The 15,882-nt window shown below is 54.6% G+C and carries 15 protein-coding genes; all 15 read right to left on the bottom strand.

The genetic code is table 11. The annotated features are described in order from the left end of the window. Window positions 1-352: 352 nt before the first annotated feature. The 15 genes from phoU to atpB all read right to left on the bottom strand — a co-directional run bounded on the left by phoU (window position 353) and on the right by atpB (window position 15,877). The gene (gene phoU, locus LGM20_RS25470) at window positions 353-1,078 is read right to left on the bottom strand and encodes a phosphate signaling complex protein PhoU (protein ID WP_004145007.1); all 726 of its coding nucleotides are present in this window, start codon (window positions 1,076-1,078) and stop codon (window positions 353-355) included. 50 nt (window positions 1,079-1,128) lie between these two features. After that, complete coding sequence (gene pstB, locus LGM20_RS25465; RefSeq protein ID WP_004145006.1) at window positions 1,129-1,902, bottom strand: phosphate ABC transporter ATP-binding protein PstB; 774 nt, start codon at window positions 1,900-1,902, stop codon at window positions 1,129-1,131. 45 nt (window positions 1,903-1,947) lie between these two features. Further along, window positions 1,948-2,838 carry a phosphate ABC transporter permease PstA gene (gene pstA, locus LGM20_RS25460; protein ID WP_023291470.1) on the bottom strand — a complete coding sequence of 297 codons (891 nt, stop codon included), beginning with the start codon at window positions 2,836-2,838 and terminating at the stop codon, window positions 1,948-1,950. Continuing rightward, on the bottom strand, window positions 2,838-3,797 hold the full coding sequence (gene pstC / locus LGM20_RS25455) for a phosphate ABC transporter permease PstC (RefSeq protein ID WP_004145004.1): 960 nt from the start codon (window positions 3,795-3,797) through the stop codon (window positions 2,838-2,840). Before pstC ends, pstA begins: the two co-directional genes overlap by 1 nt. Before the next feature lie 127 nt (window positions 3,798-3,924). Then, window positions 3,925-4,965: a phosphate ABC transporter substrate-binding protein PstS gene (pstS, locus tag LGM20_RS25450; protein ID WP_023291471.1), complete on the bottom strand. Its 1,041-nt coding sequence runs from the start codon at window positions 4,963-4,965 to the stop codon at window positions 3,925-3,927. 339 nt (window positions 4,966-5,304) lie between these two features. Beyond that, window positions 5,305-7,134, bottom strand: coding sequence for a glutamine--fructose-6-phosphate transaminase (isomerizing) (gene glmS, locus LGM20_RS25445; RefSeq protein ID WP_023291472.1), 1,830 nt, complete (start codon window positions 7,132-7,134; stop codon window positions 5,305-5,307). 186 nt (window positions 7,135-7,320) lie between these two features. Continuing rightward, window positions 7,321-8,691: a bifunctional UDP-N-acetylglucosamine diphosphorylase/glucosamine-1-phosphate N-acetyltransferase GlmU gene (glmU, locus tag LGM20_RS25440; protein ID WP_044525109.1), complete on the bottom strand. Its 1,371-nt coding sequence runs from the start codon at window positions 8,689-8,691 to the stop codon at window positions 7,321-7,323. Between the two features lie 696 nt (window positions 8,692-9,387). Continuing rightward, window positions 9,388-9,807, bottom strand: a complete 420-nt coding sequence (locus LGM20_RS25435; protein ID WP_004107274.1) for a F0F1 ATP synthase subunit epsilon — start codon at window positions 9,805-9,807, stop codon at window positions 9,388-9,390. A 20-nt stretch (window positions 9,808-9,827) separates the two neighbouring features. Beyond that, a complete protein-coding gene (gene atpD, locus LGM20_RS25430; protein WP_023291474.1) occupies window positions 9,828-11,210 on the bottom strand; it encodes a F0F1 ATP synthase subunit beta in 1,383 nt (460 codons plus the stop codon). Between the two features lie 26 nt (window positions 11,211-11,236). Continuing rightward, window positions 11,237-12,100, bottom strand: coding sequence for a F0F1 ATP synthase subunit gamma (gene atpG, locus LGM20_RS25425; protein ID WP_004144996.1), 864 nt, complete (start codon window positions 12,098-12,100; stop codon window positions 11,237-11,239). Window positions 12,101-12,150: 50 nt separating this feature from the next. Beyond that, window positions 12,151-13,692: a F0F1 ATP synthase subunit alpha gene (atpA, locus tag LGM20_RS25420; protein ID WP_004144995.1), complete on the bottom strand. Its 1,542-nt coding sequence runs from the start codon at window positions 13,690-13,692 to the stop codon at window positions 12,151-12,153. A 12-nt stretch (window positions 13,693-13,704) separates the two neighbouring features. Beyond that, window positions 13,705-14,238, bottom strand: coding sequence for a F0F1 ATP synthase subunit delta (atpH, locus tag LGM20_RS25415; protein WP_004202307.1), 534 nt, complete (start codon window positions 14,236-14,238; stop codon window positions 13,705-13,707). A 14-nt stretch (window positions 14,239-14,252) separates the two neighbouring features. Continuing rightward, window positions 14,253-14,723, bottom strand: a complete 471-nt coding sequence (gene atpF / locus LGM20_RS25410; RefSeq protein ID WP_004107293.1) for a F0F1 ATP synthase subunit B — start codon at window positions 14,721-14,723, stop codon at window positions 14,253-14,255. A gap of 50 nt (window positions 14,724-14,773) precedes the next feature. Continuing rightward, window positions 14,774-15,013 (bottom strand): F0F1 ATP synthase subunit C, encoded by a 240-nt coding sequence (gene atpE / locus LGM20_RS25405; protein ID WP_000429386.1) that lies wholly within the window; start codon window positions 15,011-15,013, stop codon window positions 14,774-14,776. 48 nt (window positions 15,014-15,061) lie between these two features. After that, entirely contained in the window at window positions 15,062-15,877 is an 816-nt protein-coding gene (gene atpB, locus LGM20_RS25400) for a F0F1 ATP synthase subunit A (protein WP_023291475.1), read from the bottom strand. Window positions 15,878-15,882: the final 5 nt, after the last annotated feature.

The raw sequence follows: 15,882 nt of genomic DNA, 5'->3' as shown, positions 1-15,882 counted from the left end.
GCAAAAAAACCCGAAGAAGACGATCTGCCTAAACAGATAATCCTCTTCAGGTTTTGCCCGCGCATCGCGGTAGCAACCCTTATTAAGTCATTCTTAGCGCGCATAAAAAAACCTGATATCGCCGCCGTGGGGGGGGCAATATCAGGTTTTGCCTGCTGTCGCAGTAACAATCCGTTTAAAACATTCTGAGCTTGCGTGCTCAGTCAGTGGATACTGATTGTTACGCGATAAAATGAAGAACTCAAACGGGCAGCCTGTTAATTGTGACGATAATCGCAGCAATATCGCTGCCGCTGGAGGAATCATATCTAATTCTGATAAATCCATTTATCAGAATTAGACAAAATGATTATTACTCTTTCGGATCTTTCCCGGCGAGCAGTTTATCCAGTTCATCGCCGCCCACATGACGGAAATCCTGGCCTTTGACGAAGTAGAAAATATATTCGCAAATATTCTGGCAGCGGTCGCCGATACGTTCGATGGAGCGCGCGCAGAACAGCGCCGTCAGAACGCTGGGGATAGTGCGCGAGTCTTCCATCATGTAGGTCATCAGCTGACGCACGATGCCTTCATACTCCTGGTCGACTTTCTTGTCTTCGCGATAGATACGTACCGCCTCGTCGAGATCCATACGCGCGAAGGCATCCAGCACGTCATGCAGCATCTGCACCGTATGGCGGCCCAGCGATTCGAGGCTCACCAGCAGCGGCTGGTGCTGCTGGGAAAACTTCTCCAGCGCGGTACGGCAGATTTTATCCGCCACGTCGCCAATGCGTTCCAGCTCAGCGATGGTCTTGATGATCGCCATCACCAGGCGCAGGTCGCTGGCGGTCGGCTGGCGCTTGGCGATGATGCGCACGCAGGCTTCATCGATCGCCACTTCCATCATGTTGACCTGCTTGTCGCCGTCAATCACGCGTTTCGCCAGATCGCTGTCCTGGTTATGCATGGCGGTGATCGCATCAGAAAGCTGTTGCTCCACCAGCCCACCCATGGTCATCACCTGGGTGCGGATATACTCCAGTTCAGCGTTGAACTGGCCGGAAATATGTTTGTTAAGATTTAGGTTGTCCATGGTGTCTCCTGATTGCCCAACTGGTGAGAGCCTGAAAGCACAAGGGCAAATCAACCGTAGCGGCCAGTAATATAATCTTCAGTTTGTTTCTTCGCGGGCTTGGTGAACAGGTCATCCGTGTTGCTGAACTCAATCAGCTCGCCAAGATACATAAATGCCGTATGGTCGGAGCAACGCGCAGCCTGCTGCATGTTGTGAGTCACGATAACGACGGTGTAATCCTGCTTCAGCTCGGTGATCAGCTCCTCGATACGCCCGGTAGAGATCGGGTCCAGCGCTGAGCAAGGTTCATCAAGCAGCAGGACTTCCGGGCGGATCGCGATACCGCGGGCGATGCACAGGCGCTGCTGCTGACCGCCGGAGAGAGAATACCCGCTCTGGTGCAGTTTATCTTTGGTTTCATTCCATAATGCGGCTTTGGTCAACGCCCACTGCACGCGCTCATCCATATCGGCACGGGACAGCTTTTCAAACAGGCGCACGCCGAAAGCGATGTTGTCGTAAATGGACATCGGAAACGGCGTTGGCTTCTGGAATACCATGCCAACCTTGGCACGCAGCAGGGCGATATCCTGGGTGTTGGTCAGAATGTTGTCGCCATCCAGCAGGATCTCGCCTTCCGCGCGCTGCTCCGGATACAGTTCAAACATTTTGTTGAACGTACGCAGCAGGGTGGATTTACCACAGCCTGACGGACCGATAAACGCCGTCACCTGGTTTTTGGTGATATCCAGGTTGATGTTCTTCAGGGCATGGAATTTACCGTAGTAGAAGTTCAGGTTGCGAACTGAAATCTTACCCGGGGCTGTATTCACCATACTCATCTCAATCTCTTCCTCATTCAGCGCAGCTGTCGCTGCGCCGCAAAATTAACCGTGTTTCTTCTTGGCGAAGATAACGCGCGCCAGGATGTTCAGCAGCAAGACGCACAGGGTGATAATCAATACCCCGGCCCATGCCAGTTGCTGCCACTCCGCAAACGGACTCATGGCAAATTTGAAAATGGTCACCGGCAGGTTGGCAATCGGCTGCATCATGTCGGTGCTCCAGAACTGGTTGGACAGCGCGGTAAACAGCAGGGGCGCCGTTTCCCCGGCGATACGGGCGATAGCCAGCAGGATCCCGGTCATAATCCCCGAGACGGACGCTTTCAGGGTGATCGCCGAGATCATCTTCCACTTCGGCGTACCCAGCGCATAGGCCGCTTCACGCAGGCTATCCGGCACCAGTTTCAGCATGTTTTCGGTGGTACGAATAACGATAGGCACCTGCAGCAGCGCCAGGGCGATCACCCCCGCCCAGCCGGAGAAGTGCTGCATCTGCGCCACCACGATGGTGTAGACGAACAGACCAACCACGATAGACGGCGCGGAAAGCAGAATATCGTTAATAAAACGGATAATTTCCGCCAGCACCGACTTGCGGCCATACTCCGCCAGATAAATTCCAGCGAGGATACCCAGCGGCGTACCAAAGATAGTTGCCCACAGGATCAGCAGGCCGCTGCCGGCGAGGGCGTTGGCCAGACCGCCGCCCGCGGTATTCGGCGGCGGCGTCATTTCGGTAAACAGCGCCAGGCTCATGCCGTCGAAGCCGCGGGTTATCGTCGCCATCAGGATCCAGATAAGCCAGAACAAACCAAACGCCATGGTGGCCATCGACAGCGCCAGGGCGATACGGTTCTTCATGCGGCGTTTAGCCTGCATCTTGCGGCGAGACTCCGCCAGCTCGGCGGTGCTTTGCATTTCAATGGTCGCCATTAGCGTGCCCCCTCATTCTTCGCGAGGCGCATAATCATGAACTTCGACGCCGCCAGAACGATAAAGGTGATAACGAACAGGATCAGACCCAGTTCCATCAGCGCCGCCACGTGCAGACCGGTTTCGGCTTCGGCGAATTCGTTGGCCAGCGCGGAGGTAATGCTGTTCCCCGGCATATACAGCGATATGCTGTCGAGCTGGTAGGTGTTACCGATGATAAAGGTGACCGCCATGGTTTCACCCAGCGCACGGCCCAGACCGAGCATCACGCCGCCGATCACCCCGTTCTTGGTGAACGGTAAAACGATGCGCCAGATCACTTCCCAGGTGGTGCAGCCGATGCCATAGGCCGACTCTTTCATCATCACCGGCGTCTGTTCGAAAACATCACGCATTACCGCGGCGATATAAGGGATGATCATGATGGCCAGAATAACGCCAGCGGCGAGAATACCGATACCAAACGCCGGGCCAGCAAACAGCGCGCCGACGAACGGAATAGTCGACAGGACGTTACCGACAGGCTCCTGGAAGTAAGTCGCAAACAGCGGGGCGAAAATAAACAGGCCCCACATGCCGTACACGATACTCGGGATCGCGGCCAGCAGCTCAATCGCAATGCCCAGCGGACGCTTGAGCCAGGCGGGGGACAGTTCCGTCAGAAACAGCGCGATGCCGAAGCTCACCGGTACGGCGATCAGCAGCGCGATAAAGGAGGTCACCAGGGTCCCGTAAATCGGCACCAGCGCGCCGAAGATTTCGTTGGGCGCATCCCACTCTTTGGTCCACAAAAAGGCAAAGCCAAACTTTTGAATGCTCGGCCAGGAAGAGATGATCAGGGAAACGATGATGCCGCCCAGCATCAATAGCACAATCAGCGCAGCCAGTTTTACCAGCGCACTGAAAATCATGTCACCCTTTTTCCCCGGAGGGGTAAATGCAGGCTTGGTTGCAGCCATAGATTACTCTTTACGTATTAAAGCTTGTTCGAATAAATGCCCGGTGGCGTTCGCTTCCGGGCCTACAGTCTGAACCGTAGGGCGGGCAGCGCTGAACGCCCCCGCCATCTTCGTCAAAAATCTACTGTTAGTACAGCGCTTTACCGCTGCTGTCTTTGACGTTGGTTTTCCATGCCGCACGAACCTGCTCAACCACGCTTTCCGGCAGCGATGCGTAATCCAGCGCATTCGCTTCTTTCCCGCCGTTTTTATACGCCCAGTCGAAGAACTTCAGCACTTCAGCGGTCTGCTCAGGCTTGTTAGTCGCCTTATGCACCAGGATGAAGGTGGTTGAGGTGATCGGCCATGCATTTTCACCCTTCTGGTTAGTCAGGTCCTGAGCGAAAGACTTGCTCCAGTCAACGCCTTTTGCGGCGTTAGCGAAGTTGTCTTCAGTCGGGCTAACCGGTTTGCCATCGGCAGAGACCAGTTTGGTGTACGCCAGATTGTTTTGTTTGGCGTAAGCGTATTCGACGTAACCAATCGAGCCCGGCAGACGCTGAACAAAGGCGGCGATACCGTCGTTGCCTTTACCGCCAAGACCGGTTGGCCAGTTAACGGTAGAGCCTGCGCCGATTTTCGATTTCCACTCTTCATTCACTTTGGACAGGTAGCTGGTGAAGACGAAGGAGGTACCGGAACCATCGGCGCGGCGAACCACGGCGATATTCTGCGACGGCAGCTTCAGACCCGGGTTGAGTTTAGCGATCGCTTCGTCATCCCATTTTTTAATTTTACCCAGATAGATATCGCCGAGGGTTTTGCCATCCAGCACCAGCTCGCCGGATTTCACGCCAGGCAGGTTAACCGCCAGCACCACGCCGCCAATCACGGTCGGGAACTGGAACAGACCTTCCTGGGTCAGTTTGTCATCAGCCAGCGGAGCATCAGAAGCACCGAAATCAACGGTGTTGGCAATAATCTGCTTAACGCCACCAGAGGAACCAATTCCCTGGTAGTTCACTTTATTGCCGGTTTCTTTCTGATAGGTGTCAGCCCATTTGGCATACACCGGCGCAGGAAAAGTTGCACCTGCGCCAGTCAGGCTTGCTGCTGCGAAAGCAGAGAAAGCGCTCATCGATAAGGTCGCGGCGACAACTGTTGCGACGGTGGTACGCATAACGTTCATAATGTCTCCTGCTGGGATTCGTAAATCATTGTTTCGAGGCTATGGTGAGCAAAATAGGTCAAAGAGGTGACAGTAAAATGTACGAATTATGACAGTTTTATGACAGGCCGGGAGACGGGATTTTGCGTCAAATAATACGCTTATAACTCAAACGGTTATCTGCAAGCATGACCATACAATGACGGAATAATTTTCTTTTTATGACAACCAAATCGCAGTGCAAAACGATCGTTTGTCGTCTATCGCCATCCCACATATTGCGCACAAGATCGGCGAAAAACAGCAGGTGAAAATAAAAAAGGGCCACCGCCGGCAGCCCTTTGCAAAAGAGGTAATACGTTACTCAACCGTGACCGATTTCGCCAGGTTACGCGGCTGATCAACGTCTGTGCCTTTGATCAGCGCAACGTGATAAGCCAGCAGCTGCAGCGGCACGGTGTAGAAGATGGGGGCGATGGTCTCTTCGACATGCGGCATCTCAATGATGTGCATGTTGTCGCTGCCGTTGAAGCCGGCGTCACCGTCGGCGAAGACGTACAGCTCACCGCCGCGGGCGCGAACTTCTTCGATGTTGGATTTCAGTTTTTCCAGCAGCTCGTTGTTCGGCGCCACCACGATCACCGGCATTTCCGCATCAATCAGCGCCAGCGGGCCGTGCTTCAGCTCGCCCGCCGCGTAGGCTTCCGCGTGAATGTAGGAGATCTCTTTCAGCTTCAGCGCCCCTTCCATGGCGATCGGATACTGATCGCCGCGGCCGAGGAACAGCGCATGGTGCTTATCAGAGAAACGCTCTGCCAGCTGCTCAATACGCTTGTCCTGAGAGAGCATCTGCTCGATACGACTCGGCAGCGCCTGCAGGCCGTGGACGATATCATGCTCAATGGACGCATCCTGACCTTTCAATCGCGCCAGTTTCGCCACCAGCATCAGCAGCACCGTCAGCTGAGTGGTAAAGGCCTTGGTCGAGGCCACGCCAATTTCCGTTCCGGCTTTGGTCATCAGCGCCAGATCGGATTCGCGCACCAGCGACGAGCCCGGCACGTTGCAGATGGCCAGCGAGCCGAGATAGCCCAGCTCTTTCGACAATCGCAGCGCCGCCAGCGTATCGGCAGTTTCACCGGACTGGGAAAGGGTGATCATCAGGCTGTTACGACGCACCGCGGACTTGCGATAGCGGAATTCGGAGGCGATTTCCACATCGCACGGCACGCCGGCTAACGCTTCAAACCAGTAGCGGGAGACCATCCCGGAGTTATAGGAGGTCCCGCAGGCAACAATCTGAATATGTTCGACCTGAGCCAGCATTTCATTGGCGTTCGGCCCCAGCTCGCTGAGATCGACTTCGCCGTGGCTGATACGCCCGGTCAGGGTGTTCTTAATCGCGTTCGGCTGTTCGAAAATCTCTTTCTGCATATAGTGGCGATAGATACCTTTATCGCCGGCGTCATACTGCAGATTGGATTCGATCTCCTGGCGCTTCACTTGCGCAGCGGATTTATCGAAAATCACCACCGAGCGACGAGTCACTTCCGCAATATCGCCCTCTTCGAGGAAGATGAAGCGGCGGGTAACCGGCAGCAGCGCCAGCTGGTCGGAGGCGATAAAGTTTTCCCCCATGCCCAGACCGATAACCAGTGGGCTACCGGAGCGGGCCGCCAGCAGAGTTCCCGGGTCGCGGGTATCCATGATGACGGTGCCGTAGGCGCCGCGCAGCTGCGGGATGGCGCGCAGCACGGCTTCACGTAAGGTACCACCTTGTTCCAGCTCCCAGTGCACCAGATGGGCGATAACTTCGGTATCGGTCTCAGTGACGAAGACATAGCCGCGAGACTGCAGCAGTGCGCGCAGCGGCTCGTGGTTTTCGATGATCCCGTTATGGACCACCACAATGTGTTCAGAAACATGCGGATGCGCATTGCTCTCAGACGGTTCGCCGTGCGTCGCCCAACGAGTATGGGCGATCCCGGTACCACCGTGTAACGGTTGCTCTTCGACCGCCTGAGCCAGCATCTGTACCTTACCCAGGCGACGCACGCGGGTCATATGACCTTCGCTGTCGACTACCGCCAGACCGGCAGAGTCATAGCCACGGTATTCCAGACGACGTAAACCTTCGAGAAGGATTTCAGCAATATCACGCTGCGCGACTGCGCCAACAATTCCACACATAGTTAAATTTCCTGATAATGGCGATATGCCATGCGTTGTCGCTGACCTGTATTTGCCCGTTTTCCGGGCGCCCCGAGCCTTGTAGAGAGTGGGGTTATTGTTATGGTACTGCCTGCGGACGGGGATCTATATTGACCCTCTCATCCTGGTTCGCCGGGCGTTTTTCACCCCCGGCGACAATCCTGTTTATTTTTTCTTCACCGGACGCTGCCAGCCCTGTTTGTGGACCTGCGGTACGCGGCTCAACACCAGTTCGTTATCGGCGATATTGCGTGTGACGGTGGTGCCGGCGGCGATCGTGACACCGTTGCCTACCGTGACCGGGGCCACTAGCTGGGTATCCGAGCCGACAAAGACATCATCGCCAATAATCGTTTTATGTTTATTCGCGCCATCATAGTTGCAGGTGATGGTGCCCGCGCCGATATTGACGTTATCACCGATCTCCGCATCGCCCAGATAGGTCAGATGACCCGCCTTGGAGCCTTTGCCGAGACGCGCCTTTTTCATTTCCACGAAGTTGCCAACGTGGGCGCCTTCCAGCAGTTCGGCGCCCGGGCGCAGACGGGCAAATGGGCCGATGGTGCAGGCCGCCTGCAGCTGGGCATCTTCCACCACGCTGTAGGGGCTGATTTCGCAATCATCGCCGATAGTGCTGTTTTTAATCACACAGCCGGCGCCGATTTTCACGCGATCGCCCAGCACGACGCGGCCTTGCAGAATAACGTTAGTATCGATCTCCACATCGCGCCCGTGCTGCAGCGTACCGCGCAGATCGAAACGCGCCGGATCGCGCAACATCACCCCCGCCAGCAGCAGCTTTTCCGCTTGCTCAGCCTGGTAGACGCGCTCCAGGCGCGCAAGCTGCAGGCGATTGTTGACGCCTTCGACTTCGCTCAGGCGCTGGGGATGCACGGCAACGATCTCGTGACCTTCCTGATGCGCCATGGCGATGATATCGGTGATGTAGTATTCGCCCTGGGCGTTGTTATTGGTGAGCTTCGCAAGCCAGCGCTTGAGATCTGCTCCGCCGGCGATCAGGATCCCGGTGTTAATTTCCTGAATCTGGCGCTGCGTCTCGCTGGCATCTTTGTGCTCAACGATGCCTGTCACCTGGCCATTCTCACGGGTAATGCGGCCATAGCCGGTTGGATCATCCAGCTTCACCGTCAGCAGACCAATCCCGCCCTGCGGTTTCGCGGCGCGCAGGCGCTGTAGCGTCTCGACGGAGATCAGCGGCACGTCGCCGTAGAGCATCAGGATGTCTTCATCATCATTGAAGAACGGCGCCGCCTGCTGCATGGCGTGCCCGGTTCCTAGCTGCTCGGCCTGCAGCACCCAGTTCAGGTTGTCTTCATGCAGCGTCTGACGCAGCAGATCGCCGCCGTGGCCGTACACCAGGTGTACCGCACATGCGCCTAAATCGTTAGCGGCATCAATGACATGCTGCACCATTGGCTTCCCGGCCAGGGTATGCAGCACCTTAGGAAGATCGGAATACATGCGGGTCCCTTTGCCTGCGGCAAGGATAACCACGCTCATCGCACTATTTGACATACTCATCCTGACGGTAGTTAGAACGAAAAGTAAAAGCCTTTCACGTTGAAATTTCTACATATTTTTCATCATAAAACGAGACGTGGAGAAAACGTCCAGGCTCACCGCTATACACCATTTTATGACGCTATTTTTAACCACTGCAAATCAGTTTAACGCTGAAAAAGGAGGGTAGGGAGGATAATCATTGACTATCTCACTGCTTTTGCTGTTTTTTCGCCACCTGAATAAAGCCGCTGCGGAAAGCGGTTTTCAGCACCCATAGCGGGAAGAACCAGGATAATCGTCGCCAGTCGCTGGCGGGGGGAGGGCGGCAAAGTGATTGATGTAGTGATTAAAAACGAAAGGCCACCGTCAGGTGACCTTCTTTGCCCGGTTTCACATCGCCAGTGTTGTCGTTTTGATGGGCGATACGTCGTGTCAGCGGGGGAGATAGCGCGGAGCTTAGAAGCTCAGGACGCTAAATTTAGCGATGATTTTATGGAACAGTTTCATGATGAATTCCTGACGCAGGTGCAATTTGATAACGCTATTTTATGTGACACACATCACATAAAACAGAGTCTACGCTTCATCATTTAACTAATCAATAACAATTAAGGGTGAACTCTGTTTTCACTTCATCCGCTCGTCAGCAGCTGGCCATAAAAAAAGCCAGCCTGGAAACCAGACTGGCTTTTTACGTTCAAGCCGGTGTTACATCGCTTTTTTGGTCAACTCGATAACGCGCAGTTTAGCGATCGCTTTGGCCAGTTCCGCGGACGCCTGAGCGTAATCCACGTCACCATGAGAGCTCTTAATGTGCTCTTCAGCCTTACGTTTCGCTTCCAGGGCTCGCGCTTCGTCGAGATCCTGGCCACGAATTGCGGTATCCGCCAGGACGGTCGTGCTACCCGGCTGCACTTCAAGAATGCCGCCTGACAGGTAGATAAATTCTTCGTGACCGTGCTGCTTAACGATGCGAATCATACCAGGCTTAATGGCGGTGAGCAGCGGCGCGTGCCCCGGGTAAATACCCAGTTCACCTTCGCTACCCGTTACCTGGATTTTCTCGACCAGACCAGAGAACATTTGTTTCTCTGCGCTGACGACGTCCAGGTGGTAAGTCATTGCCATATCACCCTCCGATTAAGGCGTTAAAGTTTTTTGGCTTTTTCCACGGCTTCGTCGATAGAACCGACCATGTAGAACGCCTGCTCTGGCAGGTGATCGTATTCGCCTTCCATGATGCCTTTAAAGCCACGGATGGTGTCTTTCAGGGAGACGTATTTGCCCGGAGAACCGGTAAATACTTCTGCCACGAAGAACGGCTGGGACAGGAAGCGCTGGATCTTACGTGCGCGAGCTACCACCAGTTTATCTTCTTCAGACAGTTCATCCATACCCAGGATGGCGATAATGTCTTTCAGTTCCTGATAACGCTGCAGAATGGACTGAACGCCACGAGCGGTGTCGTAGTGCTCCTGACCAACAACCAGCGGATCCAGCTGACGGCTGGTGGAGTCCAGCGGGTCAACGGCCGGGTAGATACCCAGGGATGCGATCTGACGGCTCAGTACTACGGTTGCATCTAAGTGAGCAAAGGTAGTGGCTGGGGATGGGTCAGTTAAGTCATCCGCCGGTACGTATACCGCCTGTACGGAAGTGATAGAGCCGGTTTTGGTGGAGGTGATACGTTCCTGCAGAACGCCCATCTCTTCCGCCAGAGTCGGCTGGTAACCTACCGCTGAAGGCATACGACCCAGCAGTGCGGATACTTCAGTACCGGCCAGGGTGTAACGATAGATGTTATCGACGAACAGCAGAACGTCACGACCTTCGTCACGGAACTTCTCAGCCATGGTCAGGCCGGTCAGCGCAACGCGCAGACGGTTTCCCGGCGGCTCGTTCATCTGGCCATACACCAGGGATACTTTGTCGATAACGTTGGAGTCGGTCATTTCGTGGTAGAAGTCGTTACCCTCACGAGTACGTTCACCTACGCCCGCAAACACGGAGTAACCGGAGTGCTCGATCGCGATGTTACGGATCAGCTCCATCATGTTTACGGTTTTACCTACACCCGCGCCACCGAACAGACCGACTTTACCGCCCTTCGCGAACGGACACATCAGGTCGATAACTTTGATGCCGGTTTCCAGCAGTTCCTGAGAGCTGGACAGCTCTTCATAAGACGGTGCTGCGCGGTGGATAGCCCAACGCTCTTCTTCGCCGATGTCGCCTTTCATGTCGACCGGTTGACCCAGTACGTTCATGATACGACCCAGCGTAGCTTTACCAACCGGGACTTCGATCGGGTGCTCGAGGTCTTTTACATCCAGACCGCGGCGCAGACCATCGGAAGAACCCATGGCGATGGTACGCACGATACCGCCGCCCAGCTGCTGCTGAACTTCCAGCACCAGAACTTCATTACCATTCTGTACCTCAAGGGCTTCGTACACGCGTGGTACGGCATCCTGAGGGAACTCGACGTCGACCACGGCGCCGATTACCTGGACAATCTTTCCAGTAGCCATCTTAAATCCTCTACGAAATAACCTGGTTAAACCGCGGCGGCCCCCGAGACGATCTCGGTGAGTTCCTGAGTAATGCTGGCCTGACGAGCTTTGTTGTATACCAACTGCAGCTCTTTAATCAGGCTGCCGCCATTATCGGTCGCGGCTTTCATCGCCACCATACGGGCGGCTTGCTCGCTGGCCAGGTTTTCAACCACGCCCTGATAAACCTGAGACTCGACGTAGCGGCGCAGGAGGGTATCCAGCAGCGCTTTCGGATCGGGCTCATACAGGTAATCCCAGGATTTACGTTTTAGATCAGCGTCTTCTGATGCCGGTAACGGCAGCAGCTGAGTGATCGTCGGAACCTGAGACATGGTGTTAATAAATTTGTTGCTGACAACGTACAGCTTGTCCAGACGGCCTTCATCATAGGCCTGCAACATCACTTTTACCGGGCCGATCAGTTCGGACAGGGATGGGTTATCCCCCATACCGGTCACCTGTGCAACGACGTTGCCGCCAACGGAGTTAAAGAAAGAGACGCCCTTAGAGCCGATCATTGCGAGGTCGCACTGAACGCCTTTATCGGACCATGCTTTCATTTCCGCCAGCAGTTTCTTGAACAGGTTAATGTTCAAGCCGCCGCACAAACCACGGTCGGTCGACACCACCAGGTAGCCCACGCGCTTAACGTCGCGTTCTTCCAGGTAAGGGTGCTTATATTCCAGATTACCGTTCGCAAGGTGACCAATCACTTTGCGCATAGTATCTGCGTAAGGACGGCTGGCCGCCATGCGCTCCTGCGATTTACGCATTTTGGAAGCGGCGACCATCTCCATCGCTTTAGTGATCTTTTGCGTGTTCTGGACGCTTGCGATCTTACTACGTATCTCTTTTGCGCCGGCCATGAGCTTCTCCTCAATGCCTTGCGGCCTGCCCTAAGACAGACCGCCAGACGTTACCAGGACTGGGTTGCTTTGAAGGAATCGAGGATGCCTTTCAGCTTGCCTTCGATTTCGTCGTTATAGCCACCGGACTGGTTAATCTCTTGCATCAGCGGAGCGTGATCACGGTCGACGTAAGCCAGCAGAGCGGCTTCGAAGCTACCGATTTTCGCCAGTTCTACATCAGCCAGATAACCACGTTCTGCTGCGAACAGAACCAGAGACTGCTGCGCGACGGACATCGGCGCATACTGTTTCTGTTTCAGCAGTTCGGTCACTTTCTGACCGTGGTCCAGCTGTTTGCGGGTTGCATCGTCAAGGTCGGATGCAAACTGGGAGAACGCCGCCAGTTCACGATACTGCGCCAGCGCGGTACGGATACCACCGGACAGTTTCTTCATGATCTTGGTCTGCGCTGCACCACCCACACGGGATACCGAGATACCCGGGTTAACCGCAGGACGAATACCGGCGTTGAACAGGTTGGTTTCCAGGAAGATCTGACCATCGGTAATGGAGATTACGTTGGTCGGAACGAACGCGGAAACGTCACCCGCCTGGGTTTCGATAATCGGCAGCGCGGTCAGAGAACCGGTTTTCCCTTTCACTTCACCTTTGGTGAAGGCTTCAACGTATTCGGCGTTAACACGCGCAGCACGCTCCAGCAGACGAGAGTGGAGGTAGAATACGTCGCCCGGGAACGCTTCACGTCCTGGCGGACGACGGAGCAGCAGGGAGATCTGACGATAAGCAACAGCCTGTTTAGACAGGTCATCGTAAACGATCAGCGCATCTTCACCGCGGTCGCGGAAGTATTCGCCCATTGCGCAACCCGCGTATGGCGCCAGGTATTGCAGTGCAGCAGATTCGGATGCAGTCGCTACCACCACGATGGTGTTAGCCAGCGCGCCGTGCTCTTCCAGTTTACGCACCACGTTAGAGATGGTGGACGCTTTCTGGCCGATAGCAACATAGACGCACTTGATGCCGGAATCACGCTGGTTGATGATGGCATCGATAGCCAGCGCAGTTTTACCGGTCTGACGGTCGCCGATGATCAGTTCACGCTGACCACGACCGATTGGGATCATGGCGTCAACGGATTTATAACCGGTCTGTACCGGCTGATCGACGGACTGACGTTCGATTACGCCCGGCGCGATCGCTTCAACGGCGGAGAAACCGTCGTTTTCCAGCGGACCTTTACCATCAATTGGCGCGCCCAGGGTGTTAACCACGCGGCCCAGCAGGCCACGGCCAACCGGAACTTCCAGGATACGGCCAGTACATTTCACCTTCATGCCTTCGGCGAGGTCAGCGTACGGACCCATCACCACCGCACCAACGGAGTCGCGCTCCAGGTTCAGTGCGATAGCGTAACGGTTACCCGGCAGGGAGATCATCTCACCCTGCATACATTCGGCAAGGCCGTGGATGCGGATAACACCGTCACTTACAGAAACAATAGTACCTTCGTTATGAGCTTCGCTCACAACATTGAACTGAGCAATGCGCTGCTTGATCAGTTCGCTGATTTCGGTGGAATTCAGTTGCATGCTCCAGTCCCCTTAAGACTGCAAGACGTCTGCAAGGCGATCAAGACGGCCGCGTACGCTGCCATCAATGACCATATCACCCGCACGGATGATAATACCTGCCATAACAGACTTATCGATTTTGCAATTCAGCTTAACTTTGCGTGACAGACGTTTTTCCATCGCGCTGACGATCCTGGCAAGCTGTTCATCACTCAGTTGGTTGGCAGATATGACTTCTACCTCTGCGATGGCCTCACTGGCCGCGCGCAGGTGAATGAATTGCTCAAGAACGTCCGGGAGCACCTTCAGACGATTATTTTCCGCCATCACCTTAATCAGGTTCTGGCCGTTTTCGTCAAGTTGCTCGCCGCAGATAGCGATAAACGCTTCTGAGAGCGTTTCCGGCGCCAAAGCACCGGAGAGAAGCTCTGCCATTTGGTCGTTTTTGGTCACTTCGGCGGCAAACGCCAGCATATCCTGCCAGCGTTCAACACTGTTGTGTTCGACGGCAAAGTCAAAAGCTGCTTTGGCGTAGGGGCGAGCTACCGTTACAAATTCAGACATCAGCCCCTCCCTCCTTACAGTTCAGCGACAAGTTTATCCACGATGTCGCTGTTAGCAGCTTCATCCACGGAACGTTCGATGATCTTCTCGGCGCCAGCAACAGCCAGGATAGCGACCTGCTTACGCAGCTCCTCGCGTGCACGTTTACGCTCAGCATCAATTTCAGCCTGCGCTTGTGCAACGATTTTGGTGCGTTCCTGTTCTGCTTCAGCTTTAGCTTCGTCCAGAATCTGAGAGCGGCGCTTGTTCGCCTGCTCAATGATTACCTGGGCTTCCGCTTTCGCTTTTTTCAGCTGGTCGGTCGCGTTGGCCTGTGCAAGGTCCAAATCTTTCTTAGCGCGTTCTGCAGAAGCTAAACCGTCAGAAATCTCTTTCTGGCGTTTTTCGATGGCAGCCATTAAAGGCGGCCATACGTACTTCATGCAGAACCATACGAAGATAACAAACGCGATGGCCTGGCCGAGGATTGTTGCGTTCATGTTCACAGCACAATACCTCTTTAATTAACTCTGTGGCTTAGGTTTCTAACAACTTACTACGCGACGGCGAACATCACGTACAGACCCAGACCTACAGCGATCATCGGGATAGCATCCACCAGACCCATAACGATAAAGAACTGAGTACGCAGCAGAGGGATCAGATCCGGCTGACGCGCTGCGCCTTCCAGGAATTTACCTCCGAGGATGCCGATACCGATCGCAGCACCGATTGCCGCCAGACCCATCATCACAGCGGCAGCCATGTACAGCAGATCCATATTCAGGTTTTCCATGACAGTCTCCAGTTTGTTTCAGTTAAAACGTAGTAGTGTTGGTAAAAATCAATGCTCTTCAGACGCCATCGACAGATAGACAATCGTCAGAACCATGAAGATGAAGGCTTGCAGCGTAATAATCAGGATGTGGAAAATGGCCCAAGGCACATTCAGAACCCACTGTGACCACCACGGCAACAGACCAGCAATCAGAATGAAAATCAGCTCACCGGCATACATGTTGCCGAACAGTCGCAGACCGAGAGAGACCGGTTTGGACAGCAGGCTTACCCCTTCAAGGATTAAGTTGACAGGAATGAACGCCCAGTGATTGAACGGCTGCATGGTCAGTTCTTTAACGAACCCACCTACGCCTTTCATTTTGATGCTGTAGAAAATAATCAGGATGAACACGCCAAGCGCCATCGACAGGGTGATGTTCACGTCAGCAGACGGAACCACGCGCAGTGCAGGCAGGCCGAAAATGTGTTCGCCGATATAAGGAAGCAGGTCGATTGGCAGCAGGTCCATCAGGTTCATCAGGAAGACCCAGACGAACACGGTCAGCGCCAGCGGCGCGATAACCTTGCTCTTGCCATGGTACATGTCTTTGACGCTGCCATGGACGAAGCCGATGATCATTTCGATGAAGGTCTGGAATTTCCCTGGTACGCCGCTGGTCGCTTTCTTAGCAACGCTACGGAACATGGCCAGGAACAGCAGACCGAGAACCACCGAGAAGAACATGGAGTCAATGTTGAGCGTCCAGAAGGTGGCCGGGGGGTTGTGCGGATCCACCAGCGAGAAAGTACGCAGATCAATCTGAAGGTTGTTCAGATGGTGACCTATGTATTCCTGCGGCGTCATATTTTCTGAAGCCATGATGC

Origin of the sequence: Klebsiella quasipneumoniae subsp. quasipneumoniae, from assembly GCF_020525925.1 — a bacterium.
In the GTDB taxonomy this organism is placed as follows: Bacteria; Pseudomonadota; Gammaproteobacteria; order Enterobacterales; family Enterobacteriaceae; genus Klebsiella; species Klebsiella quasipneumoniae.
This window is presented reverse-complemented; position numbering and strand designations above follow the sequence as displayed.

What these genes read in the sequence shown, in the direction of transcription:
- atpH (WP_004202307.1), bottom strand. Translation starts at nt 14,238, where the DNA reads ATGTCTGAATTTGTAACGGTAGCTCGCCCCTACGCCAAAGCAGCTTTT.
- glmS (WP_023291472.1), bottom strand. Translation starts at nt 7,134, where the DNA reads ATGTGTGGAATTGTTGGCGCAGTCGCGCAGCGTGATATTGCTGAAATC.
- pstB (WP_004145006.1), bottom strand. Translation starts at nt 1,902, where the DNA reads ATGAGTATGGTGAATACAGCCCCGGGTAAGATTTCAGTTCGCAACCTG.
- atpG (WP_004144996.1), bottom strand. Translation starts at nt 12,100, where the DNA reads ATGGCCGGCGCAAAAGAGATACGTAGTAAGATCGCAAGCGTCCAGAAC.
- atpB (WP_023291475.1), bottom strand. Translation starts at nt 15,877, where the DNA reads ATGGCTTCAGAAAATATGACGCCGCAGGAATACATAGGTCACCATCTG.
- pstS (WP_023291471.1), bottom strand. Translation starts at nt 4,965, where the DNA reads ATGAACGTTATGCGTACCACCGTCGCAACAGTTGTCGCCGCGACCTTA.
- phoU (WP_004145007.1), bottom strand. Translation starts at nt 1,078, where the DNA reads ATGGACAACCTAAATCTTAACAAACATATTTCCGGCCAGTTCAACGCT.
- LGM20_RS25435 (WP_004107274.1), bottom strand. Translation starts at nt 9,807, where the DNA reads ATGGCAATGACTTACCACCTGGACGTCGTCAGCGCAGAGAAACAAATG.
- pstC (WP_004145004.1), bottom strand. Translation starts at nt 3,797, where the DNA reads ATGGCTGCAACCAAGCCTGCATTTACCCCTCCGGGGAAAAAGGGTGAC.
- atpD (WP_023291474.1), bottom strand. Translation starts at nt 11,210, where the DNA reads ATGGCTACTGGAAAGATTGTCCAGGTAATCGGCGCCGTGGTCGACGTC.
- atpA (WP_004144995.1), bottom strand. Translation starts at nt 13,692, where the DNA reads ATGCAACTGAATTCCACCGAAATCAGCGAACTGATCAAGCAGCGCATT.
- atpE (WP_000429386.1), bottom strand. Translation starts at nt 15,013, where the DNA reads ATGGAAAACCTGAATATGGATCTGCTGTACATGGCTGCCGCTGTGATG.
- pstA (WP_023291470.1), bottom strand. Translation starts at nt 2,838, where the DNA reads ATGGCGACCATTGAAATGCAAAGCACCGCCGAGCTGGCGGAGTCTCGC.
- glmU (WP_044525109.1), bottom strand. Translation starts at nt 8,691, where the DNA reads ATGTCAAATAGTGCGATGAGCGTGGTTATCCTTGCCGCAGGCAAAGGG.